Annotated in this window: 16 protein-coding genes; 8 read left to right on the top strand and 8 right to left on the bottom strand. The window is 71.9% G+C overall.

Translation table 11 applies throughout. The features are described from left to right. Positions 1 to 409 precede the first annotated feature (409 nt). Positions 410 to 748, top strand: a complete 339-nt coding sequence (gene wblA / locus ACGFRF_RS14000) for a transcriptional regulator WblA (RefSeq protein ID WP_393740136.1) — start codon at positions 410 to 412, stop codon at positions 746 to 748. A 463-nt stretch (positions 749 to 1,211) separates the two neighbouring features. Here the strand turns inward: wblA and ACGFRF_RS13995 are convergent, their stop codons facing one another. Both ACGFRF_RS13995 and ACGFRF_RS13990 read right to left on the bottom strand, forming a co-directional pair. Beyond that, on the bottom strand, positions 1,212 to 2,564 hold the full coding sequence (locus tag ACGFRF_RS13995) for an ArsA family ATPase (RefSeq protein WP_393739500.1): 1,353 nt from the start codon (positions 2,562 to 2,564) through the stop codon (positions 1,212 to 1,214). Then, positions 2,561 to 3,538 carry an ArsA family ATPase gene (locus ACGFRF_RS13990; protein WP_393739498.1) on the bottom strand — a complete coding sequence of 326 codons (978 nt, stop codon included), beginning with the start codon at positions 3,536 to 3,538 and terminating at the stop codon, positions 2,561 to 2,563. Before ACGFRF_RS13990 ends, ACGFRF_RS13995 begins: the two co-directional genes overlap by 4 nt. A gap of 278 nt (positions 3,539 to 3,816) precedes the next feature. Here ACGFRF_RS13990 and ACGFRF_RS13985 point away from each other — a divergent pair, with 278 nt between their 5' ends. The 4 genes from ACGFRF_RS13985 (at position 3,817) to ACGFRF_RS13970 (ending at position 6,257) form a co-directional block, all read left to right on the top strand. Continuing rightward, on the top strand, positions 3,817 to 3,981 hold the full coding sequence (locus ACGFRF_RS13985) for a DUF4177 domain-containing protein (RefSeq protein WP_136744038.1): 165 nt from the start codon (positions 3,817 to 3,819) through the stop codon (positions 3,979 to 3,981). Further along, positions 3,978 to 4,442 carry a RidA family protein gene (locus ACGFRF_RS13980; protein ID WP_393739496.1) on the top strand — a complete coding sequence of 155 codons (465 nt, stop codon included), beginning with the start codon at positions 3,978 to 3,980 and terminating at the stop codon, positions 4,440 to 4,442. Before ACGFRF_RS13985 ends, ACGFRF_RS13980 begins: the two co-directional genes overlap by 4 nt. Before the next feature lie 67 nt (positions 4,443 to 4,509). Further along, positions 4,510 to 5,430, top strand: coding sequence for an NUDIX hydrolase (locus tag ACGFRF_RS13975; protein WP_393739494.1), 921 nt, complete (start codon positions 4,510 to 4,512; stop codon positions 5,428 to 5,430). Continuing rightward, positions 5,427 to 6,257 carry an MBL fold metallo-hydrolase gene (locus ACGFRF_RS13970; RefSeq protein WP_393739493.1) on the top strand — a complete coding sequence of 277 codons (831 nt, stop codon included), beginning with the start codon at positions 5,427 to 5,429 and terminating at the stop codon, positions 6,255 to 6,257. Before ACGFRF_RS13975 ends, ACGFRF_RS13970 begins: the two co-directional genes overlap by 4 nt. Before the next feature lie 26 nt (positions 6,258 to 6,283). Here the strand turns inward: ACGFRF_RS13970 and ACGFRF_RS13965 are convergent, their stop codons facing one another. Together ACGFRF_RS13965 and ACGFRF_RS13960 are read right to left on the bottom strand one after the other, a co-directional pair. Next, a complete protein-coding gene (locus tag ACGFRF_RS13965; protein ID WP_393739491.1) occupies positions 6,284 to 7,105 on the bottom strand; it encodes a nucleotidyltransferase domain-containing protein in 822 nt (273 codons plus the stop codon). A gap of 224 nt (positions 7,106 to 7,329) precedes the next feature. Next, a complete protein-coding gene (locus ACGFRF_RS13960) occupies positions 7,330 to 8,004 on the bottom strand; it encodes a Crp/Fnr family transcriptional regulator (protein ID WP_023547771.1) in 675 nt (224 codons plus the stop codon). A gap of 492 nt (positions 8,005 to 8,496) precedes the next feature. On the opposite strand from ACGFRF_RS13960, the gene nth reads away from it, so the two are divergent. The 3 genes from nth to ACGFRF_RS13945 all read left to right on the top strand — a co-directional run bounded on the left by nth (position 8,497) and on the right by ACGFRF_RS13945 (position 11,374). Beyond that, entirely contained in the window at positions 8,497 to 9,333 is an 837-nt protein-coding gene (nth, locus tag ACGFRF_RS13955; RefSeq protein ID WP_393739489.1) for an endonuclease III, read from the top strand. A 54-nt stretch (positions 9,334 to 9,387) separates the two neighbouring features. Beyond that, on the top strand, positions 9,388 to 10,083 hold the full coding sequence (locus ACGFRF_RS13950) for an NUDIX hydrolase (RefSeq protein ID WP_393739487.1): 696 nt from the start codon (positions 9,388 to 9,390) through the stop codon (positions 10,081 to 10,083). A gap of 91 nt (positions 10,084 to 10,174) precedes the next feature. Then, positions 10,175 to 11,374 (top strand): MarP family serine protease, encoded by a 1,200-nt coding sequence (locus tag ACGFRF_RS13945; protein ID WP_393739485.1) that lies wholly within the window; start codon positions 10,175 to 10,177, stop codon positions 11,372 to 11,374. A gap of 15 nt (positions 11,375 to 11,389) precedes the next feature. On the opposite strand, the gene ACGFRF_RS13940 is transcribed toward ACGFRF_RS13945, so the two are convergent. The 4 genes from ACGFRF_RS13940 to nhaA form a co-directional block, all read right to left on the bottom strand. Beyond that, positions 11,390 to 11,569: a hypothetical protein gene (locus ACGFRF_RS13940; protein ID WP_393739483.1), complete on the bottom strand. Its 180-nt coding sequence runs from the start codon at positions 11,567 to 11,569 to the stop codon at positions 11,390 to 11,392. A gap of 151 nt (positions 11,570 to 11,720) precedes the next feature. After that, positions 11,721 to 12,653 (bottom strand): alpha/beta fold hydrolase, encoded by a 933-nt coding sequence (locus ACGFRF_RS13935; RefSeq protein WP_393739481.1) that lies wholly within the window; start codon positions 12,651 to 12,653, stop codon positions 11,721 to 11,723. Continuing rightward, a complete protein-coding gene (locus ACGFRF_RS13930) occupies positions 12,650 to 13,138 on the bottom strand; it encodes a phage holin family protein (protein WP_393739479.1) in 489 nt (162 codons plus the stop codon). Before ACGFRF_RS13930 ends, ACGFRF_RS13935 begins: the two co-directional genes overlap by 4 nt. 151 nt (positions 13,139 to 13,289) lie before the next feature. After that, positions 13,290 to 14,732, bottom strand: a complete 1,443-nt coding sequence (nhaA, locus tag ACGFRF_RS13925; RefSeq protein ID WP_393739478.1) for a Na+/H+ antiporter NhaA — start codon at positions 14,730 to 14,732, stop codon at positions 13,290 to 13,292. Between the last annotated feature and the right edge of the window lie 78 nt (positions 14,733 to 14,810).

The following is a 14,810-nucleotide window of genomic DNA, read 5'->3' as shown; positions in this document are numbered from 1 at the left end:
AAAGCAAGAGACCTACGTTCGCATTTTCCGGACACGCGCGCAGGCCTTGGCCTAAGCTGCTCTCAACTGTCACAGCAGTGCGGTCACGTATCAATACGTCCGGCGACCCCGAATCGTTCCGGTCGTGCCCCGTTTTTTGAGGGGAACGTGTCCGAATCCGCCTCGTGTGTCACGTGGCGCCCGGTGTGGCGCACCACAGCTGTCCCGGATTGCCGGGACGGTCGCATATGTCGCCAGCTCACTCCCCCGGGTGATCTGCCGCTTACCCATAGTCCGTTCGGGCCATTCAAGATTGGGCCCGAAGGGGGTGTTGCGCTGTGCCCACCTTCCGTAACGTCCTCAACTGGCGGCGGTGAATATGCCGCTGCCGCCGTGGGGGAGCCTCGATTCGGGAGAGGACGGCGCCGGTATGGGCTGGGTAACCGACTGGAGTGCGCAGGCTGCCTGCCGCACTACCGATCCGGATGAACTGTTCGTTCAGGGAGCAGCGCAGAACAGGGCCAAGGCGGTGTGCACCGGATGCCCGGTACGCACCGAATGCCTGGCCGATGCGCTGGACAACCGCGTCGAATTCGGCGTGTGGGGAGGCATGACGGAGCGGGAGCGCCGCGCACTGCTGCGCCGGCGGCCCACCGTGACCTCGTGGCGCAGACTGCTGGAAACCGCCCGCTCGGAGTACGAGCGGGGCGTCGGGATCGTGCCCCTCGACAACGACGAGGTGTACGAGGACTACGCGGCGGTGAGCTGAGGGCACCACGCTCCGGCACATCCCGGGGGCACATCGCCCCGGCCGGGCATACGCCACGGGCGACTGCAGCCGTACGCACAGCAAGCACGGGTCGGGCACATGGCTTCGCGGGTGCTTCTCGGGCAACGCAGCCGCAGTGCCCTGGGGGCGCGGGGAACTGCGCGATCCGCCACAACGGAACCGCAGTCGCCGACGAGACAGCACCGCCGTCCGCCGCGGGGCACCAGAGGCGTCGATCCGGCTTTCGCCTGGGGAAGCCGCGATCGACCCAGCAGTCCCGCCCGCAGCCGCGCGCTGCGATCTCACGCGCACCCCTGCGCGCGGCCGACTCCGAGTCCGCACACCCCTGCGTGCGGTCGGCGCCGAACTCCGCGCACGCCTGCGCGCGGGCAGCTCCGCCCGCGGCGGTACGCGCGTATGCGGTCCGCCTGTACGGCTCCGTGCAGCCGCCCGCAGTCGGGCGCTACGACGTCTCCCTGCGCCCCGCCGCGCCCGCGGCCAGCCGGGCGCCGATGTCACGCAGGCCCGCGAGGTCATGGACGTCACCGGGCAGCGCGGGGACGTCGACCACTGCCACCTCGGGGTGGCGGGCGGTGAACCGGTCCCGCGTGCGCTGCTCGCGCGAGAGCAACTGCATGCGTTCGGCGTGCAGCCTCAGCAGGCCTGCGGCGAGCAGGTCCACAGGGCGCTCCGTCTCGGTGCGGGAGCCTTCCGTTGCGGCGGGGGAGCCTTCCTCGGAAGCGGTGTCACCGGCTGCGGCCTCGGACGTGGAAGCGCGTGAACTGCCGTACGTGTCGGGAGAGTTACGAAGTCCAGCTTTCCCGTCCCCCTGATCCACAATGCGGGGGTCCTCAAGATTTTCCGCGGCGGCGAGCGCCCGCTCGGCCGACAGCCCGCCCGCGCCGCTGCCGTGGACCCGGTTCAGCACCAGACCGACCAGCGGCATGTCCTCCGCGGCCAGCCGCTCCACGAAGTACGCGGCCTCGCGCAAGGCGTCCCGCTCCGGGGCCGCCACCACCAGGAACGCCGTACCGGGCGCCTGGAGCAGCTTGTACGTGGCGTCCGCGCGCGTACGGAAACCACCGAAGGTGGTGTCCATCGCGGCCACGAACGTCTGTACGTCCTTCAGGAGCTGACCGCCGAGCAGCTTGCCCAGCGTGCCGGTCATCATCGACATGCCGACGTTCAGGAAGGCCATCCCCGCGCGGCCGCCCAGCTTGGCGGGCGCGGTGAGCAGGCGGATCAGCCGGCCGTCCAGGAAGGAGCCGAGCCGCTTGGGCGCGTCCAGGAAGTCCAGTGCCGAGCGGGACGGCGGGGTGTCGACCACGATCAGGTCCCACTCGTCCCTGGCCCGCAGCTGGCCCAGCTTCTCCATCGCCATGTACTCCTGCGTGCCCGCGAAGCCCGCCGACAGCGACTGGTAGAAGGGGTTCGCCAGGATCGCGGCCGCCCGCTCGCGGTCCGCGTGCGCCTCCACGACCTCGTCGAAGGTGCGCTTCATGTCGAGCATCATGGCGTGCAGTTCGCCGTCGCCCTCGGTGCCCTTCACCCGGCGCGGCACATTGTCGAGGGAGTCGATGCCCATCGACTGGGCCAGCCGCTTGGCCGGGTCGATGGTCAGGACGACCACCTTGCGGCCCCGTTCGGCCGCCCGGAGCCCGAGGGCCGCCGCGGTCGTCGTCTTGCCGACCCCGCCGGATCCGCAGCAGACCACGATCCGCGTCCCGGGGTCGTCCAGCAGCGGGTCGACGTCGAGCGCACGCGTGGGGGAGAGGCGACGGGCCGTGTCCTGCGCCTCGGCCGGGTCCGGACTCATGACAACCCCTGCTTCCGCAGCTCGGTGGCGAGTTCGTACAGGCCCGCGAGGTCCATGCCCTCGGCGAGCAGCGGCAGTTCGTGCAGCGGCAGGCCCAGCTCGCCGAGGACCGCGCGCTGCTCCTGCTCCAGCGCGTACCGCTCGGCGTACTCGGCTGCCTGCGCCAGCAGCGGGTCCACCAGCTTCTCGGCGTTCCCGCCCCGCCGGGCCCCGCCGAGCCCCGCGGCCGAGAGCGCCTGTGCCACTGAGGAACGCTCCACGGTCCGTACGAGTTCCAGATCGGCCCCGTCCAACACCTGCGGCCGGACCATGTTCACGATGATCCGGCCGACCGGCAGCCGTGCCGCGCGGAGTTCGGCGATGCCGTCGGCGGTCTCCTGCACCGGCATCTCCTCCAGCAGGGCCACCAGGTGCACCGCCGTCTCCGGCGACTTGAGCACCCGCATCACCGCCTGGGCCTGATTGTGTATCGGGCCGATCTTCGCGAGCCCCGCCACCTCGTCGTTCACGTTCAGGAAGCGGGTGATGCGGCCGGTCGGCGGTGCGTCCATGACGACGTGGTCGTAGACGAAACGCCCCTTCTTGTCCTTGCGGCGCACCGCCTCGCACGCCTTGCCGGTCAGCAGGACGTCCCTGATGCCGGGAGCGATGGTGGTGGCGAAGTCGATGGCGCCGAGCTTCTTCAGGGCTCTGCCCGCCCCACCCAGCTTGTAGAACATCTGGAGATAGTCCAGAAGGGCGAGTTCGGGGTCTATGGCGAGGGCGTGCACCTCCCCGCCCCCTGGAGCGACCGCGATCTTGCGCTCCTCATACGGCAACGCCTCCGTTTCGAAGAGCTGTGCGATGCCCTGCCGGCCCTCGACCTCCACGAGAAGCGTCCGCTTCCCCTCGGTCGCGAGGGCCAGCGCGAGTGCGGCGGCGACCGTCGTCTTTCCGGTCCCGCCCTTGCCGCTGACGACCTGGAGCCTGCTCACGTCTTCGAGCCTAACCAGTCCGGCCGACGGTCACGCGGGAGGCTGTGGATAACGGCGGTCATAGTCGGCCATGTGTTCGGTGGGCAGCGGTCGTCGCGGCCGGCCGCGTGCCCGGTGCGGCAGCCGCCGCGGTCGGCAGCCCGTCCGGTGGCAGCGGCCGCCGCGGTCGGCCGTGTGTCCGGTGACGGCAGCCCTCGTGATCGGCCGTCCGTCCGGTGGAGGACAGACGTCGTGGTCGGCCGTCTGCCCCTTGGGTCACAGCGGCTACAGTCGGCCTCATGACCAAGAAGTGGGAATACGCGACCGTGCCGCTGCTCGTCCATGCCACGAAGCAGATTCTGGACACCTGGGGCGAGGACGGCTGGGAGCTGGTCCAGGTCGTGCCCGGGCCCAACAACCCGGAGCAGCTCGTGGCCTACCTGAAGCGGGAGAAGCAGGCGTGAGCGCGGTCGAGGCCAAACTGGCCGAATTGGGCCTGACCCTGCCGGACGTCGTACCGCCGCTGGCGTCGTACCAGCCGGCCGTGCAGTCCGGTGTGTACGTCTACACCGCCGGCCAGCTGCCGATGGTGGAGGGCAAGCTGCCGGTCACCGGCAAGGTGGGCGCGGAGGTCACGCCGGAGGAGGCCAAGGACCTGGCCCGCATCTGTGCGCTGAACGCGCTGGCCGCCGTGAAGTCCGTCATCGGCGACCTGGACCGCATCGCGCGCGTGGTGAAGGTGGTCGGTTTCGTCGCCTCGGCCTCCGACTTCACGGGGCAGCCCGGTGTCGTCAACGGCGCCAGCGAACTGCTCGGCGAGGTCCTCGGCGACAAGGGCGTGCACGCCCGCAGCGCGGTCGGCGTCGCGGTGCTGCCGCTGGACGCGCCGGTCGAGGTCGAGATCCAGGTGGAACTCGCCCAGTAGCCCACCGCCGCCCCGCTGACCTCGGGCACCTCTCGAACATTCGCCCTATACGGGATAGCCTCCGGCCATGGCGAACGGTCAGTGGTACCCCCCGGAGTGGCCGGACCGCATCCGCGCGCTCGCGGACGGCTCCCTCACCCCCGTGACGCCCAGGCGCGCGGCCACGGTGATGCTGCTGAAGGACACCCCGGACGGCCCGGTCGTCCACATGCTGCGCAGACGCGCCTCCATGGCCTTCGCCGGAGGCGCGTACGCGTATCCCGGCGGCGGAGTCGACCCGCGCGACGACGACCGCCAGGTCCGCTGGGCGGGTCCCACGCGGGCGTGGTGGGCCGAACGGCTGGGAGTGGACGAGAACGGCGCCCAGGCCATCGTCTGCGCGGCCGTCCGGGAGACGTACGAGGAGGCCGGCGTGCTGCTCGCCGGGCCCGACCCGGACTCGGTCGTCGGCGATACCACCGGCGAGGACTGGGAAGCGGACCGGGCCGCCCTGGTCGCGCGCGAACTGTCCTTCGCCGAGTTCCTGGACCGGCGCGGCCTGGTGCTGCGCTCGGACCTGCTGGGCGCCTGGACCCGCTGGATCACCCCGGAGTTCGAGGCCCGCCGCTACGACACCTGGGTCTTCGTGGCCGCCCTCCCCGCGGGACAGCGCACCCGGAACGCCTCCACGGAGGCCGACCGCACGGTGTGGATCCGCCCCGAGGAGGCCGCCGCCGGCTACGACAAGGGCGAGCTGCTGATGATGCCGCCCACCATCGCCACCCTGCGCCAGCTGCTCCCGTACGCCACCGCCGCCGAGGCACTGGCGGCCGCCCCCGCGCGCGACATGACGGCGGTGCTGGCGAGCGCCCGCCTCAGGGACGGCGAGATCGTGCTGTCCTGGCCGGGGCACGACGAGTTCACCAAGCACATTCCGACGGCCGAGGCGACCGCGGTGACGCCCGCCGGGACGACCGCTCCGACGACGACCGGCGGAGGCCCCGCATGACCGACGCAGCAGCCCTGCCGGGCCAGCCCCGGGGCACCGTCCTCTCGGGCCCCGCCACCGAACGGGCCGTCAACGTCCTCGCGCCCAACGCCTCCGCGATGACCCTGGACGGCACCAACACCTGGATCGTCGCCGAGCCCGACTCCGAGCAGGCCGTGGTGATCGACCCCGGTCCGCTGGACGACGGCCATCTGCGCACCGTCGTGGACACGGCGGAGAAGGCCGGCAAGCGCATAGCCCTGACCCTGCTCACCCACGGCCACCCGGACCACGCCGCGGGCGCCGCCCGCTTCGCCGAGCTGACCGGTACGCGCGTGCGTGCCCTCGACCCGGCGCTGCGGCTCGGCGACGAGGGCCTGGCCGCCGGTTCCGTGATCGCCGTCGACGGCCTGGAGCTGAGGGTCGTACCGACCCCCGGGCACACCGCGGACTCGCTGTGCTTCCATCTCCCGGCCGACCGGGCGGTGCTGACCGGCGACACCGTCCTCGGGCGCGGGACGACGGTCGTGGCGCACCCCGACGGGCGGCTCGGCGACTATCTGGACTCGCTGCGGCGGCTGAGGTCCCTCACGGTGGACGACGGCGTGCACACCGTCCTGCCGGGCCACGGGCCGGTGCTGGACGACGCCCAGGGCGCCGTCGAGTTCTACCTGGCCCACCGCGCCCACCGGCTCGCCCAGGTGGAGACGGCGGTGGAGGACGGCTACCGCACCCCGGCCGAGGTCGTCGCCCATGTCTACGCCGACGTGGACCGCTCGCTGTGGCCGGCGGCGGAACTGTCGGTACGGGCCCAGATGGAGTACCTGAGCGAGCACGGGCTGATCTGAGGGCGCCCCCGGGGAGAGGACAGCCGTCAGTCCGGCCGGGCGGTCTTGACGCCGTGCACGCGCGTGTACTCCCCGGCGAGCCAGGGGCCGAGGTCGTCGACGTAGGACCGCAGGGTGTCCGGGTCGCCGACGGGTTCGTGGCCGTACCGCGCCGCCGTACGCAGCTGTGCGGCCCGCTCGGGGTAGTACGTGCCGAACGCCTCGGCCATCTCCCGCAGATCGCTCGTCCAGCCCTGCCAGCGCGGCATCACGAGCGTGAAGCCGGTGCGGACGAGGTGCCGGGACATGAAGCGCACGAGCGGCCGGCGGGCCTCCTCGGTGTCCTCGGCCTGCTCGATCCGCTCCCGCCAGCGCGGCAGCCACCGGGCGAGGTCGCCGTTGGTCTCGCGGGCCAGCAGGGAGTCGGGACGGTAGCGGGGCAGGGACGCTGCGAGGTCGTCGCCGAGCAGCGGGGTGCACAGGCAGGCGACGAACCAGCCCATGTCGTACCGCTCCAGGTTGCTCAGCAGTCGGTCCCGGCTGTAGAGCAGCGTGCCGACACCGTCGATCAGCGGGAACTCCTTGTCGACGGCCTCGCCGAGCGCCCGGACGGCCTCCCGGTCGGCGTCGCCCGGCTCCTCACCGAGGGCGACGAGCAGATCCAGGTCGCTGCGTCCCACGCGCGCGGTGCCGCGCGGGACCGAGCCGTAGAGGTAAGCGCTGTGCAGACGGGCGCCGAAGGCGTCCGCGAGCCGGTCGCGCGCGGTGGCCACGACCGGGCGGAAGGCATCGGGCACGCGCGCGAGGGAGCCTTCGCGGACGAGGTAGCCCTGGGCGTCGACTCCGGGACGGCGAACGGTTTCGGCCATGCGCTCACTGTGCCGCGCACACCGGCCGCGGGCAGCTGATTTTCCGGCGCGGGACGGCGGCGAACAGCCCGTCCGGCGAGCGAGGACGGGACTGTTCAGGGCCGAAGCGGCGGGACGGACGGCCCCCAGGAACGGCGGTCACGACAGCGGCGCCGGGCCGCCGGGAACCGGGGACCCGATGCCGTACGGCGAAGACCGGTGACGCCGTACGGCGAGGACCGGCGTCAGCGCGACCGCTTGGCCAGGCGCTCGACGTCCAGCAGGATCACGGCCCGCGCCTCCAGACGGAGCCAGCCGCGCTGGGCGAAGTCCGCGAGGGCCTTGTTCACGGTCTCGCGGGAGGCGCCGACCAGCTGGGCCAGCTCCTCCTGGGTGAGGTCGTGGACGACGTGGATGCCCTCCTCGGACTGCACGCCGAAGCGGCGCGAGAGGTCCAGCAGGGCGCGCGCCACACGGCCGGGGACGTCGGAGAAGACCAGGTCGGACATGGCGTCGTTGGTCTTGCGCAGCCGGCGGGCGACGGCGCGCAGCAGGGCGCCGGCCACCTCGGGGCGCGCGTTCAGCCAGGGCTGGAGGTCGCCGTGGCCGAGACCGAGCAGCTTGACCTCGGTCAGCGCCGTCGCGGTCGCGGTGCGCGGGCCCGGGTCGAACAGCGACAGCTCGCCGATCAGCTCGCTGGGGCCGACGACGGCGAGCATGTTCTCGCGGCCGTCGGGGGAGGTGCGGTGCAGCTTGACCTTGCCCTCGGTGACGACGTACAGCCGGTCGCCGGGGTCGCCCTCGTGGAACAGGGAGTCGCCGCGTGCCAGCGTCACCTCACTCATGGAGGCGCGCAGCTCCGCGGCCTGCTCGTCGTCGAGAGCCGCGAAGAGCGGGTTGCGCCGCAGAACGTCGTCCACGAGTTCTCTCCTTGTCGACCTGCTCAGGGGATCTTGCTCCCCCGTGTGCCAGGGGACCGTGTTCCCCATTTTGCCGGACGGTCCAAACAGTGTGATCTGTCACAAGGATGCCGCACAGGTGCCCCGAGGTAAGCGGCAGGGGTCCAATCGGGGGCCGATCTCCCGCGTCCGGGACGGTGGTCACTGCCCGGCCACGGGCCGGCCGGGTGTCCAAGTCGCCGGTGAGAGCACGGCGCAGGGGACGGCCCGAGAGGTTGTACCCGGTGATTCCGCTGTCGGCGAACAGTATTCCGAAGATGTGATGAATCGGATGAATCGGGCCGGCGCCTGTCGGGGATCCCGCCGGTCGGCGAATCGGTCAGGGGCCGCCCAGGGCAGCAGGGGCGGCCCCGGGCGGCCGCGCCCGCGCCGGTCCGGTGAGCGGTGGCCCGAAGGACCGGTCGTCCCGGTGATCCACCACCGGCACCAGTCCCGTCGGCGTAGCCTTCGTCCATGGCAGTGAGCAAGGTGCGCAAGGCGGCCACGGCGGTGACCCAGGCCGTGAAGCCATGGAAACCGGAGTCCCGGACGGCGCTCGTGCGGCGGGCGCGCAAGATCAACCGCGAACTCGCCGAGGTCTACCCGTACGCCCACCCCGAGCTGGACTTCCAGAACCCCTTCCAGCTGCTGGTCGCCACCGTGCTGTCGGCCCAGACCACCGATCTGCGGGTCAACCAGACCACCCCGGCGCTGTTCGCCAAGTACCCGACCCCCGAGGACCTGGCCGCCGCCAACCCGGAGGAGGTCGAGGAGATCCTGCGCCCCTGCGGCTTCTTCCGGGCCAAGACCCGGTCGGTCATAGGGCTGTCCAAGGCACTCGTGGAGGGCTTCGGCGGCGAGGTGCCCGGAAAGCTGGAGGACCTCGTCAAGCTGCCCGGCGTCGGCCGCAAGACCGCCTTCGTCGTCCTCGGCAACGCCTTCGGACGCCCCGGGATCACCGTGGACACCCACTTCCAGCGGCTGGTACGGCGCTGGCGGTGGACCGAGGAGAGCGACCCGGACAAGATCGAGGCCACCGTCGGCGCGCTGTTCCCGAAGAGCGAGTGGACCGATCTGTCCCACCACGTCATCTGGCACGGCCGCCGCATCTGCCACGCCCGCAAGCCCGCCTGCGGCGCCTGCCCGATCGCCCCGCTCTGCCCGGCCTACGGCGAGGGCGAGACCGACCCGGAGAAGGCGCAAAAGCTCCTGAAGTACGAGAAGGGCGGCTTCCCCGGCCAGCGGCTCAACCCCCCGCAGGCCTATCTCGACGCGGGTGGGAAACCGGCGCCGCCACTGGGGGCCGCGTGACGGAACGATCTCGGGGCCCTCGGGCGTTGGACAGGCAGAGCGACGGGGGTGGCGATGACGAGGGCCAGTGAGACGCGGGGCGGTGCGGTGACGCTCAGCAAGGAGGGGCTGCCGGACTGGCTGGATCCGGTCGTGCGGGCCGCCGAGACGGTCCAGCCGCTCCAGCTCAGCCGCTTCCTGCCGCCGGAGAACGGCTCGGGACGGCAGTCCGCGGTGCTGATCCTGTTCGGCGAGGGCGAGCGCGGCCCCGAGCTGCTGCTGATGGAGCGGGCCGGCTCCCTGCGCTCGCACGCCGGGCAGCCGTCCTTCCCGGGCGGCGCGCTCGACCCCGAGGACGGCGATCCGCAGGGCGACGGGCCGCTGCGGGCCGCGCTGCGCGAGGCCGAGGAGGAGACCGGCCTCGATCCGTCCGGCGTCCAGCTCTTCGGCGTCCTGCCCGCCCTCTACATCCCGGTCAGCGGCTTCGTCGTCACACCGGTGCTCGGCTGGTGGCGCGAGCCCAGCCCGGTGGGCGTCGTCGATCCGAACGAGACCGCCCGCGTCTTCACCGTCCCCGTGGCGGATCTCACGGACCCCGCCAACCGTGCCACCACCGTTCACCCCAGCGGACACCGAGGCCCGGCATTCCTGGTCGAATCGGCCCTGGTCTGGGGTTTCACGGCCGGAGTGATCGACCGCCTGCTGCACTACGCGGGCTGGGAGCGCCCCTGGGACCGCGAGCGCCAGGTCCCGCTCGACTGGCGCGCATGACAGGGTGATCCCCGTGCTGTATCCCCCGGGGGCCACCCCGGACCCCCGGCCGAGCTGCTGGGAGCGGAGTGAGTAGGCGAGGCCTGAAGCGGTGAACGTGCTGGACATCCTGTTGCTGGTCGCGGCCGTGTGGTTCGCGGTCGTCGGCTACCGCCAGGGCTTCGTGGTCGGCATCCTGTCGGTGATCGGCTTCCTGGGCGGCGGTCTCGTCGCCGTGTACACGCTCCCCGTCATCTGGGACGCCGCGACCGACAACACGGAGGTCAGCACCACCGCCGCCGTCGTCGCCGTGATCGTCGTCATCGTCTGCGCCTCGGTCGGCCAGGCCCTGACCACCCATCTCGGCAACAAACTGCGCCGGCACATCACCTGGTCCCCGGCCCGCGCCCTGGACGCCACCGGCGGCGCGCTGGTCAACGTCGTCGCGATGCTGCTGGTCGCCTGGCTGATCGGCTCCGCCCTCGCCGGCACGACCCTGCCGACGCTCGGCAAGGAGGTGCGCGGCTCCAAGGTGCTCCTCGGCGTCTCCCGGGCGCTGCCCGCGCAGGCCGACACCTGGTTCGCGGACTTCTCCTCCGTCCTCGCGCAGAACGGCTTCCCGCAGGTCTTCAGCCCGTTCGCCAACGAGCCGATCAAGGACGTCCGGCCGCCCGACCCGGCCCTGGCGAGCAGCCCGGTCGCGGCCCGCGCCCAGCGCTCCATCGTGAAGGTCACCGGTACCGCCCAGAGCTGCGGCAAGGTCCTGGAGGGCACCGGATTCGTCTTCGCCGACCGCCGGGTCATGACCAACGCGCACGTCGTCGGCGGGGTCGACGCGCCGACCGTGCAGATAGGCGGCGAAGGCCGCAAGTACGACGCCGAGGTCGTCCTGTACGACTGGAAGCGCGACATCGCCGTCCTCGACGTACCCGACCTGAAGGCGAACGTCCTGAAGTTCACCGACCAGGACGCGGCCGGCGGTGACGGCGCGATCGTCGCGGGCTTCCCGGAGAACGGCTCGTACGACGTGCGCGCCGCGCGCGTGCGCGGGCGCATCACCGCGAACGGCCCGGACATCTACCACCGCGGCACGGTCCGCCGCGACGTCTACTCGCTGTACGCGACCGTCCGCCAGGGCAACTCCGGCGGCCCGCTGCTCACGCCCGACGGCAAGGTGTACGGCGTGGTCTTCGCCAAGTCCCTCGACGACGCGGACACCGGGTACGCGCTGACGGCGGACGAGATCCAGCCCGACATCGAGCGGGGCCGTGCGGCGAACGAGCAGGTGGGTACGGACAGCTGCGCGCTGTGATCCCCGAAGAGGCGTTCAGCCGCGCGGGTGACGCAGACGCATCGAGACCCAGCGGGCCCGGCGGCGCAGGATGCGCGGGATCCCCACCCGGAGGTCCGCTTCCGCCATGTGGGGTGTGCCTCGCTGAGGCGTGCTCAGACCGGCGGCCGAGCGGCGGTTGCGGGGTGCGTCACTGTAGTCGTGCGTCCAGCCCATACCCCGACGTGTGCCCCTGCCCCAAGGTCGATAACCGCCTGCGCGCCCCCCAATTGGCCTATGCGGCAGGCATGTGGCCGTTCGAGGGACAAGTGTTCAGCAATCGGATACTCGGCGCAGCGCATTCGTCACCGAGCGGTCACCGCTCGGGTCACCTGTCGGGCTCGGGGTCCTTGAGCCAGTTGACCAGTTCGGTGGAGAACGCCGTCGGGTCCTCCTCGTGCGGGAAGTGTCCGAGACCGTCGAACAGCCGCCAGCGGTACGGCGCTTCGACGTACTCGCCGGAACCGGCCGCGCTGCGCGTCCGGGTCACCGGGTCCAGCGAGCCGTGCAGATGCAACGTGGGCACCCGCACCGGCCGCTTCATCCGGCGGTAGAACTGGACGCCGTCCGGGCGGGCCAGCGAGCGCACCAGCCAGCGGTACGGCTCGATCGCGCAGTGCGCCGTGGAGGGGATGCACATGGCCCGCTGGTACGTCTCCACGGTCTCGTCCTCCGGCAGCCGCGGCCCCGACCAGTCCCGGATCAGACGGCCCACCAGCGCCCCGCCGTCCGCGGTGAGTTGACGCTCCGGGAGCCACGGCCGCTGGAACCCCCAGATGTAGGAGTTGGCGGCCGTCTGCCGGGCGTCCCGCAGCATCGCCGCGCGCCAGCGCCGCGGATGCGGCATCGACACCACCGCGAGCCGTCGTACGAGCTTGGGGCGCATCGCGGCCGCCGTCCACGCCAGATAGCCGCCCAGGTCGTGGCCGACCAGTGCGGCGTCCGGCTCGCCGAGCGAGCGGATCACCCCGGTGACGTCCAGGGCGAGGTTGGCGGGGTCGTACCCGCGGGGCGTGCGGTCGCTGCCGCCGACGCCCCGCAGGTCCATCGCCACCGCCCGGTAGCCCGCGTCCGCGAGCGCGACCAGCTGGTGCCGCCAGGTCCACCAGAACTGCGGGAAGCCGTGCAGCAGCAGCACCAGGGGGCCGTCGCCGAGCTCGGCGATGTGGAAGCGGGCGCCGTTCGCCGCGACGTCCCGGTGCGTCACCTTCTGCCCGTGGGGCAGCTCGATCCGTACGGCCGAGGGGGCGGGGTCGGTCATGACGACGAGCGTGCCACAGCCTCGATGGCCGCGGGTGCCCGGTCCTCGGTCAGCTCCGGGCGCGGGTGCGGCTTGGCGTTCTGCAGGACGCCCGCCGACTCCTTCATCGAGGCCGCCACCTTCTGCGGGCCCTTGCCCTTCTTGGCCTTCTTCGCGAACACCACGCCGATCAGCGCGAGCAGGCCGGCGACCAGCACGTTGGCCGCGAAGGACAGCACGAAGCAGATCGCCAGGTTCCAGTTGGTCCAGGTGCGGATGCCGTAGGCGAGTGCGAAGTTGAGCATGGGCAGGGAGAACACCAGCACCGCGCCCGCCACCGAGAAGGCGCCGCCGCTCATCGCGCCGCGCTTCACGTCCCGCTTGAGCTGGGCCTTGGCCAGCGCGATCTCGTCGTGCACCAGCGCCGACAATTCGGTCGTCGCCGAGGCGAACAGCTGGCCGATGCTGCGTTCGGCGCCGACCGGGCTGCCGTCGGGTGCGCTCATCGCGTTCTCCCTCTGAGTTCTCGTGCCGCAAGTGTGCCGTGTGGGGTGGCCGTCGTGCTCGTACGGCCGTGTGGGTGGCCGTCGTGCGCGGGTGACCGTTGGGGGCCGCCCTCGCTCGTACGGCCGTCTTGATTTGTACCGTCTCGTCAGATCATGCCGGACGGTCGCCCTCCTCGCCTGCCCCGCCCGGCACTTCCGCAAGCCCGTGGCGCGCCGCGGCCGCCTGCTCGGCGGCGATCCGCCGGTGTTCGGCGGCCTTGCGCTCGTGGATCTCGGCCATGCGCAGGTGGTACGCCGGGTCGTCCTGTTCATAGACGTCCGGGATGCCGTCGAGGTCCTCGTCACGCTCCTCTTCCTCGCACAGCCTGCGGTACTTGGCGTTGCGTATCTTCAGCAGCACCGTCGCGCAGACCGTCGCGATCAGTGACCCGGTGAGCACCGCCGCCTTCACCTCGTCGGTGAGGACGGTATCGCCGTCGAAGGCCAGTTCGCCGATGAGCAGCGACACCGTGAAGCCGATCCCGGCGAGGGAGGCCACCGCGAAGATGTCCGCCCAGGCGAGGTCGTCGCTGAGCGAGGCCCGGGTGAAGCGGACGGTCAGCCACGTGCCGCCGAAGATGCCGACCGTCTTGCCGACGACCAGGCCGAGGACGACGCCGAGCGTCTCCGGCCGGGTGAACACGTCCCCGAGTGCCCCGCCGGAGACCGACACCCCGGCGCTGAACAGCGCGAACAGCGGCACGGCGAGCCCCGCCGACAGAGGCCGCACCAGGTGCTCGATGCGCTCGCCGGGCGAGTGCTCCTCGTCCTCGCGGGTGGTGCAGCGCAGCATCAGGCCCATCGCCACGCCGGCGATGGTGGCGTGCACGCCGCTGTTGTACATCAACGCCCAGATCACCACGGCGAGCGGCACGTACACGTACCAGCCGCGCACGCCCTTGCGCAGCAGCAGCCAGAAGACCACCAGGCCCGCCGCGGCCCCGCCGAGCGCGGCGAAGTCCAGCTGGTCGGTGAAGAAGATCGCGATGATCAGGATCGCGAAGAGATCGTCGACGACCGCGAGGGTGAGCAGGAAGGCGCGCAGGGCGCTGGGCAGCGCGGTGCCGATGACCGCGAGGACGGCGAGCGCGAAGGCGATGTCGGTGGCGGTGGGCACCGCCCAGCCCTGCAGGGAGCCGTGCCCGGCGAGGTTGGTCAGGGTGTAGACGAGCGCGGGTACGGCCATGCCGCACAGCGCGGCCACCACGGGCAGCGCGGCCGCCTTCGGGTCGCGCAGGTCCCCGGCGACCAGCTCGCGCTTGAGCTCGATACCGGCGACGAAGAAGAACACGGCGAGGAGACCGTCTGCGGCCCAGTGGGCGAGGGAGAGGTGCAGGCCGAGCGCGTCGGGGCCGAAGTGGAGGTCGCTGACCGTCTCGTAGCTGTGGTGGAGGGCGGGGATGTTCGCCCAGACCAGCGCCGCGACGGCGGCGATCAGGAGCAGGATGCCGCCGACGGTCTCGGTGCGCAGCGCGTCCGCGAGGAAGGTCCGCTCGGGCAGGGACAGGCGTCCGAGGACCTTGCGGGCGGTGTTCGGGGTGCGGGGCGCGGTCACGGCGGGACCTCCGGTGGCTGGGCAGGACGGCTCACATGCCGACCAGACTTCCCGGCGCACCTGTGGATCTTGTCGCGT

The organism is Streptomyces sp. NPDC048521 (assembly GCF_043199855.1).
In the GTDB taxonomy this organism is placed as follows: domain Bacteria; phylum Actinomycetota; class Actinomycetes; order Streptomycetales; family Streptomycetaceae; genus Streptomyces.
This window is presented reverse-complemented; position numbering and strand designations above follow the sequence as displayed.

Coding starts and splice junctions, on each gene's coding strand:
- wblA (WP_393740136.1), top strand. CDS start 410: ATGGGCTGGGTAACCGACTGGAGTGCGCAGGCTGCCTGCCGCACTACC.
- ACGFRF_RS13995 (WP_393739500.1), bottom strand. CDS start 2,564: ATGAGTCCGGACCCGGCCGAGGCGCAGGACACGGCCCGTCGCCTCTCC.
- ACGFRF_RS13985 (WP_136744038.1), top strand. CDS start 3,817: ATGACCAAGAAGTGGGAATACGCGACCGTGCCGCTGCTCGTCCATGCC.
- ACGFRF_RS13975 (WP_393739494.1), top strand. CDS start 4,510: ATGGCGAACGGTCAGTGGTACCCCCCGGAGTGGCCGGACCGCATCCGC.
- ACGFRF_RS13970 (WP_393739493.1), top strand. CDS start 5,427: ATGACCGACGCAGCAGCCCTGCCGGGCCAGCCCCGGGGCACCGTCCTC.
- ACGFRF_RS13965 (WP_393739491.1), bottom strand. CDS start 7,105: ATGGCCGAAACCGTTCGCCGTCCCGGAGTCGACGCCCAGGGCTACCTC.
- nth (WP_393739489.1), top strand. CDS start 8,497: ATGGCAGTGAGCAAGGTGCGCAAGGCGGCCACGGCGGTGACCCAGGCC.
- ACGFRF_RS13950 (WP_393739487.1), top strand. CDS start 9,388: ATGACGAGGGCCAGTGAGACGCGGGGCGGTGCGGTGACGCTCAGCAAG.
- ACGFRF_RS13940 (WP_393739483.1), bottom strand. CDS start 11,569: ATGGGCTGGACGCACGACTACAGTGACGCACCCCGCAACCGCCGCTCG.
- ACGFRF_RS13935 (WP_393739481.1), bottom strand. CDS start 12,653: ATGACCGACCCCGCCCCCTCGGCCGTACGGATCGAGCTGCCCCACGGG.
- ACGFRF_RS13930 (WP_393739479.1), bottom strand. CDS start 13,138: ATGAGCGCACCCGACGGCAGCCCGGTCGGCGCCGAACGCAGCATCGGC.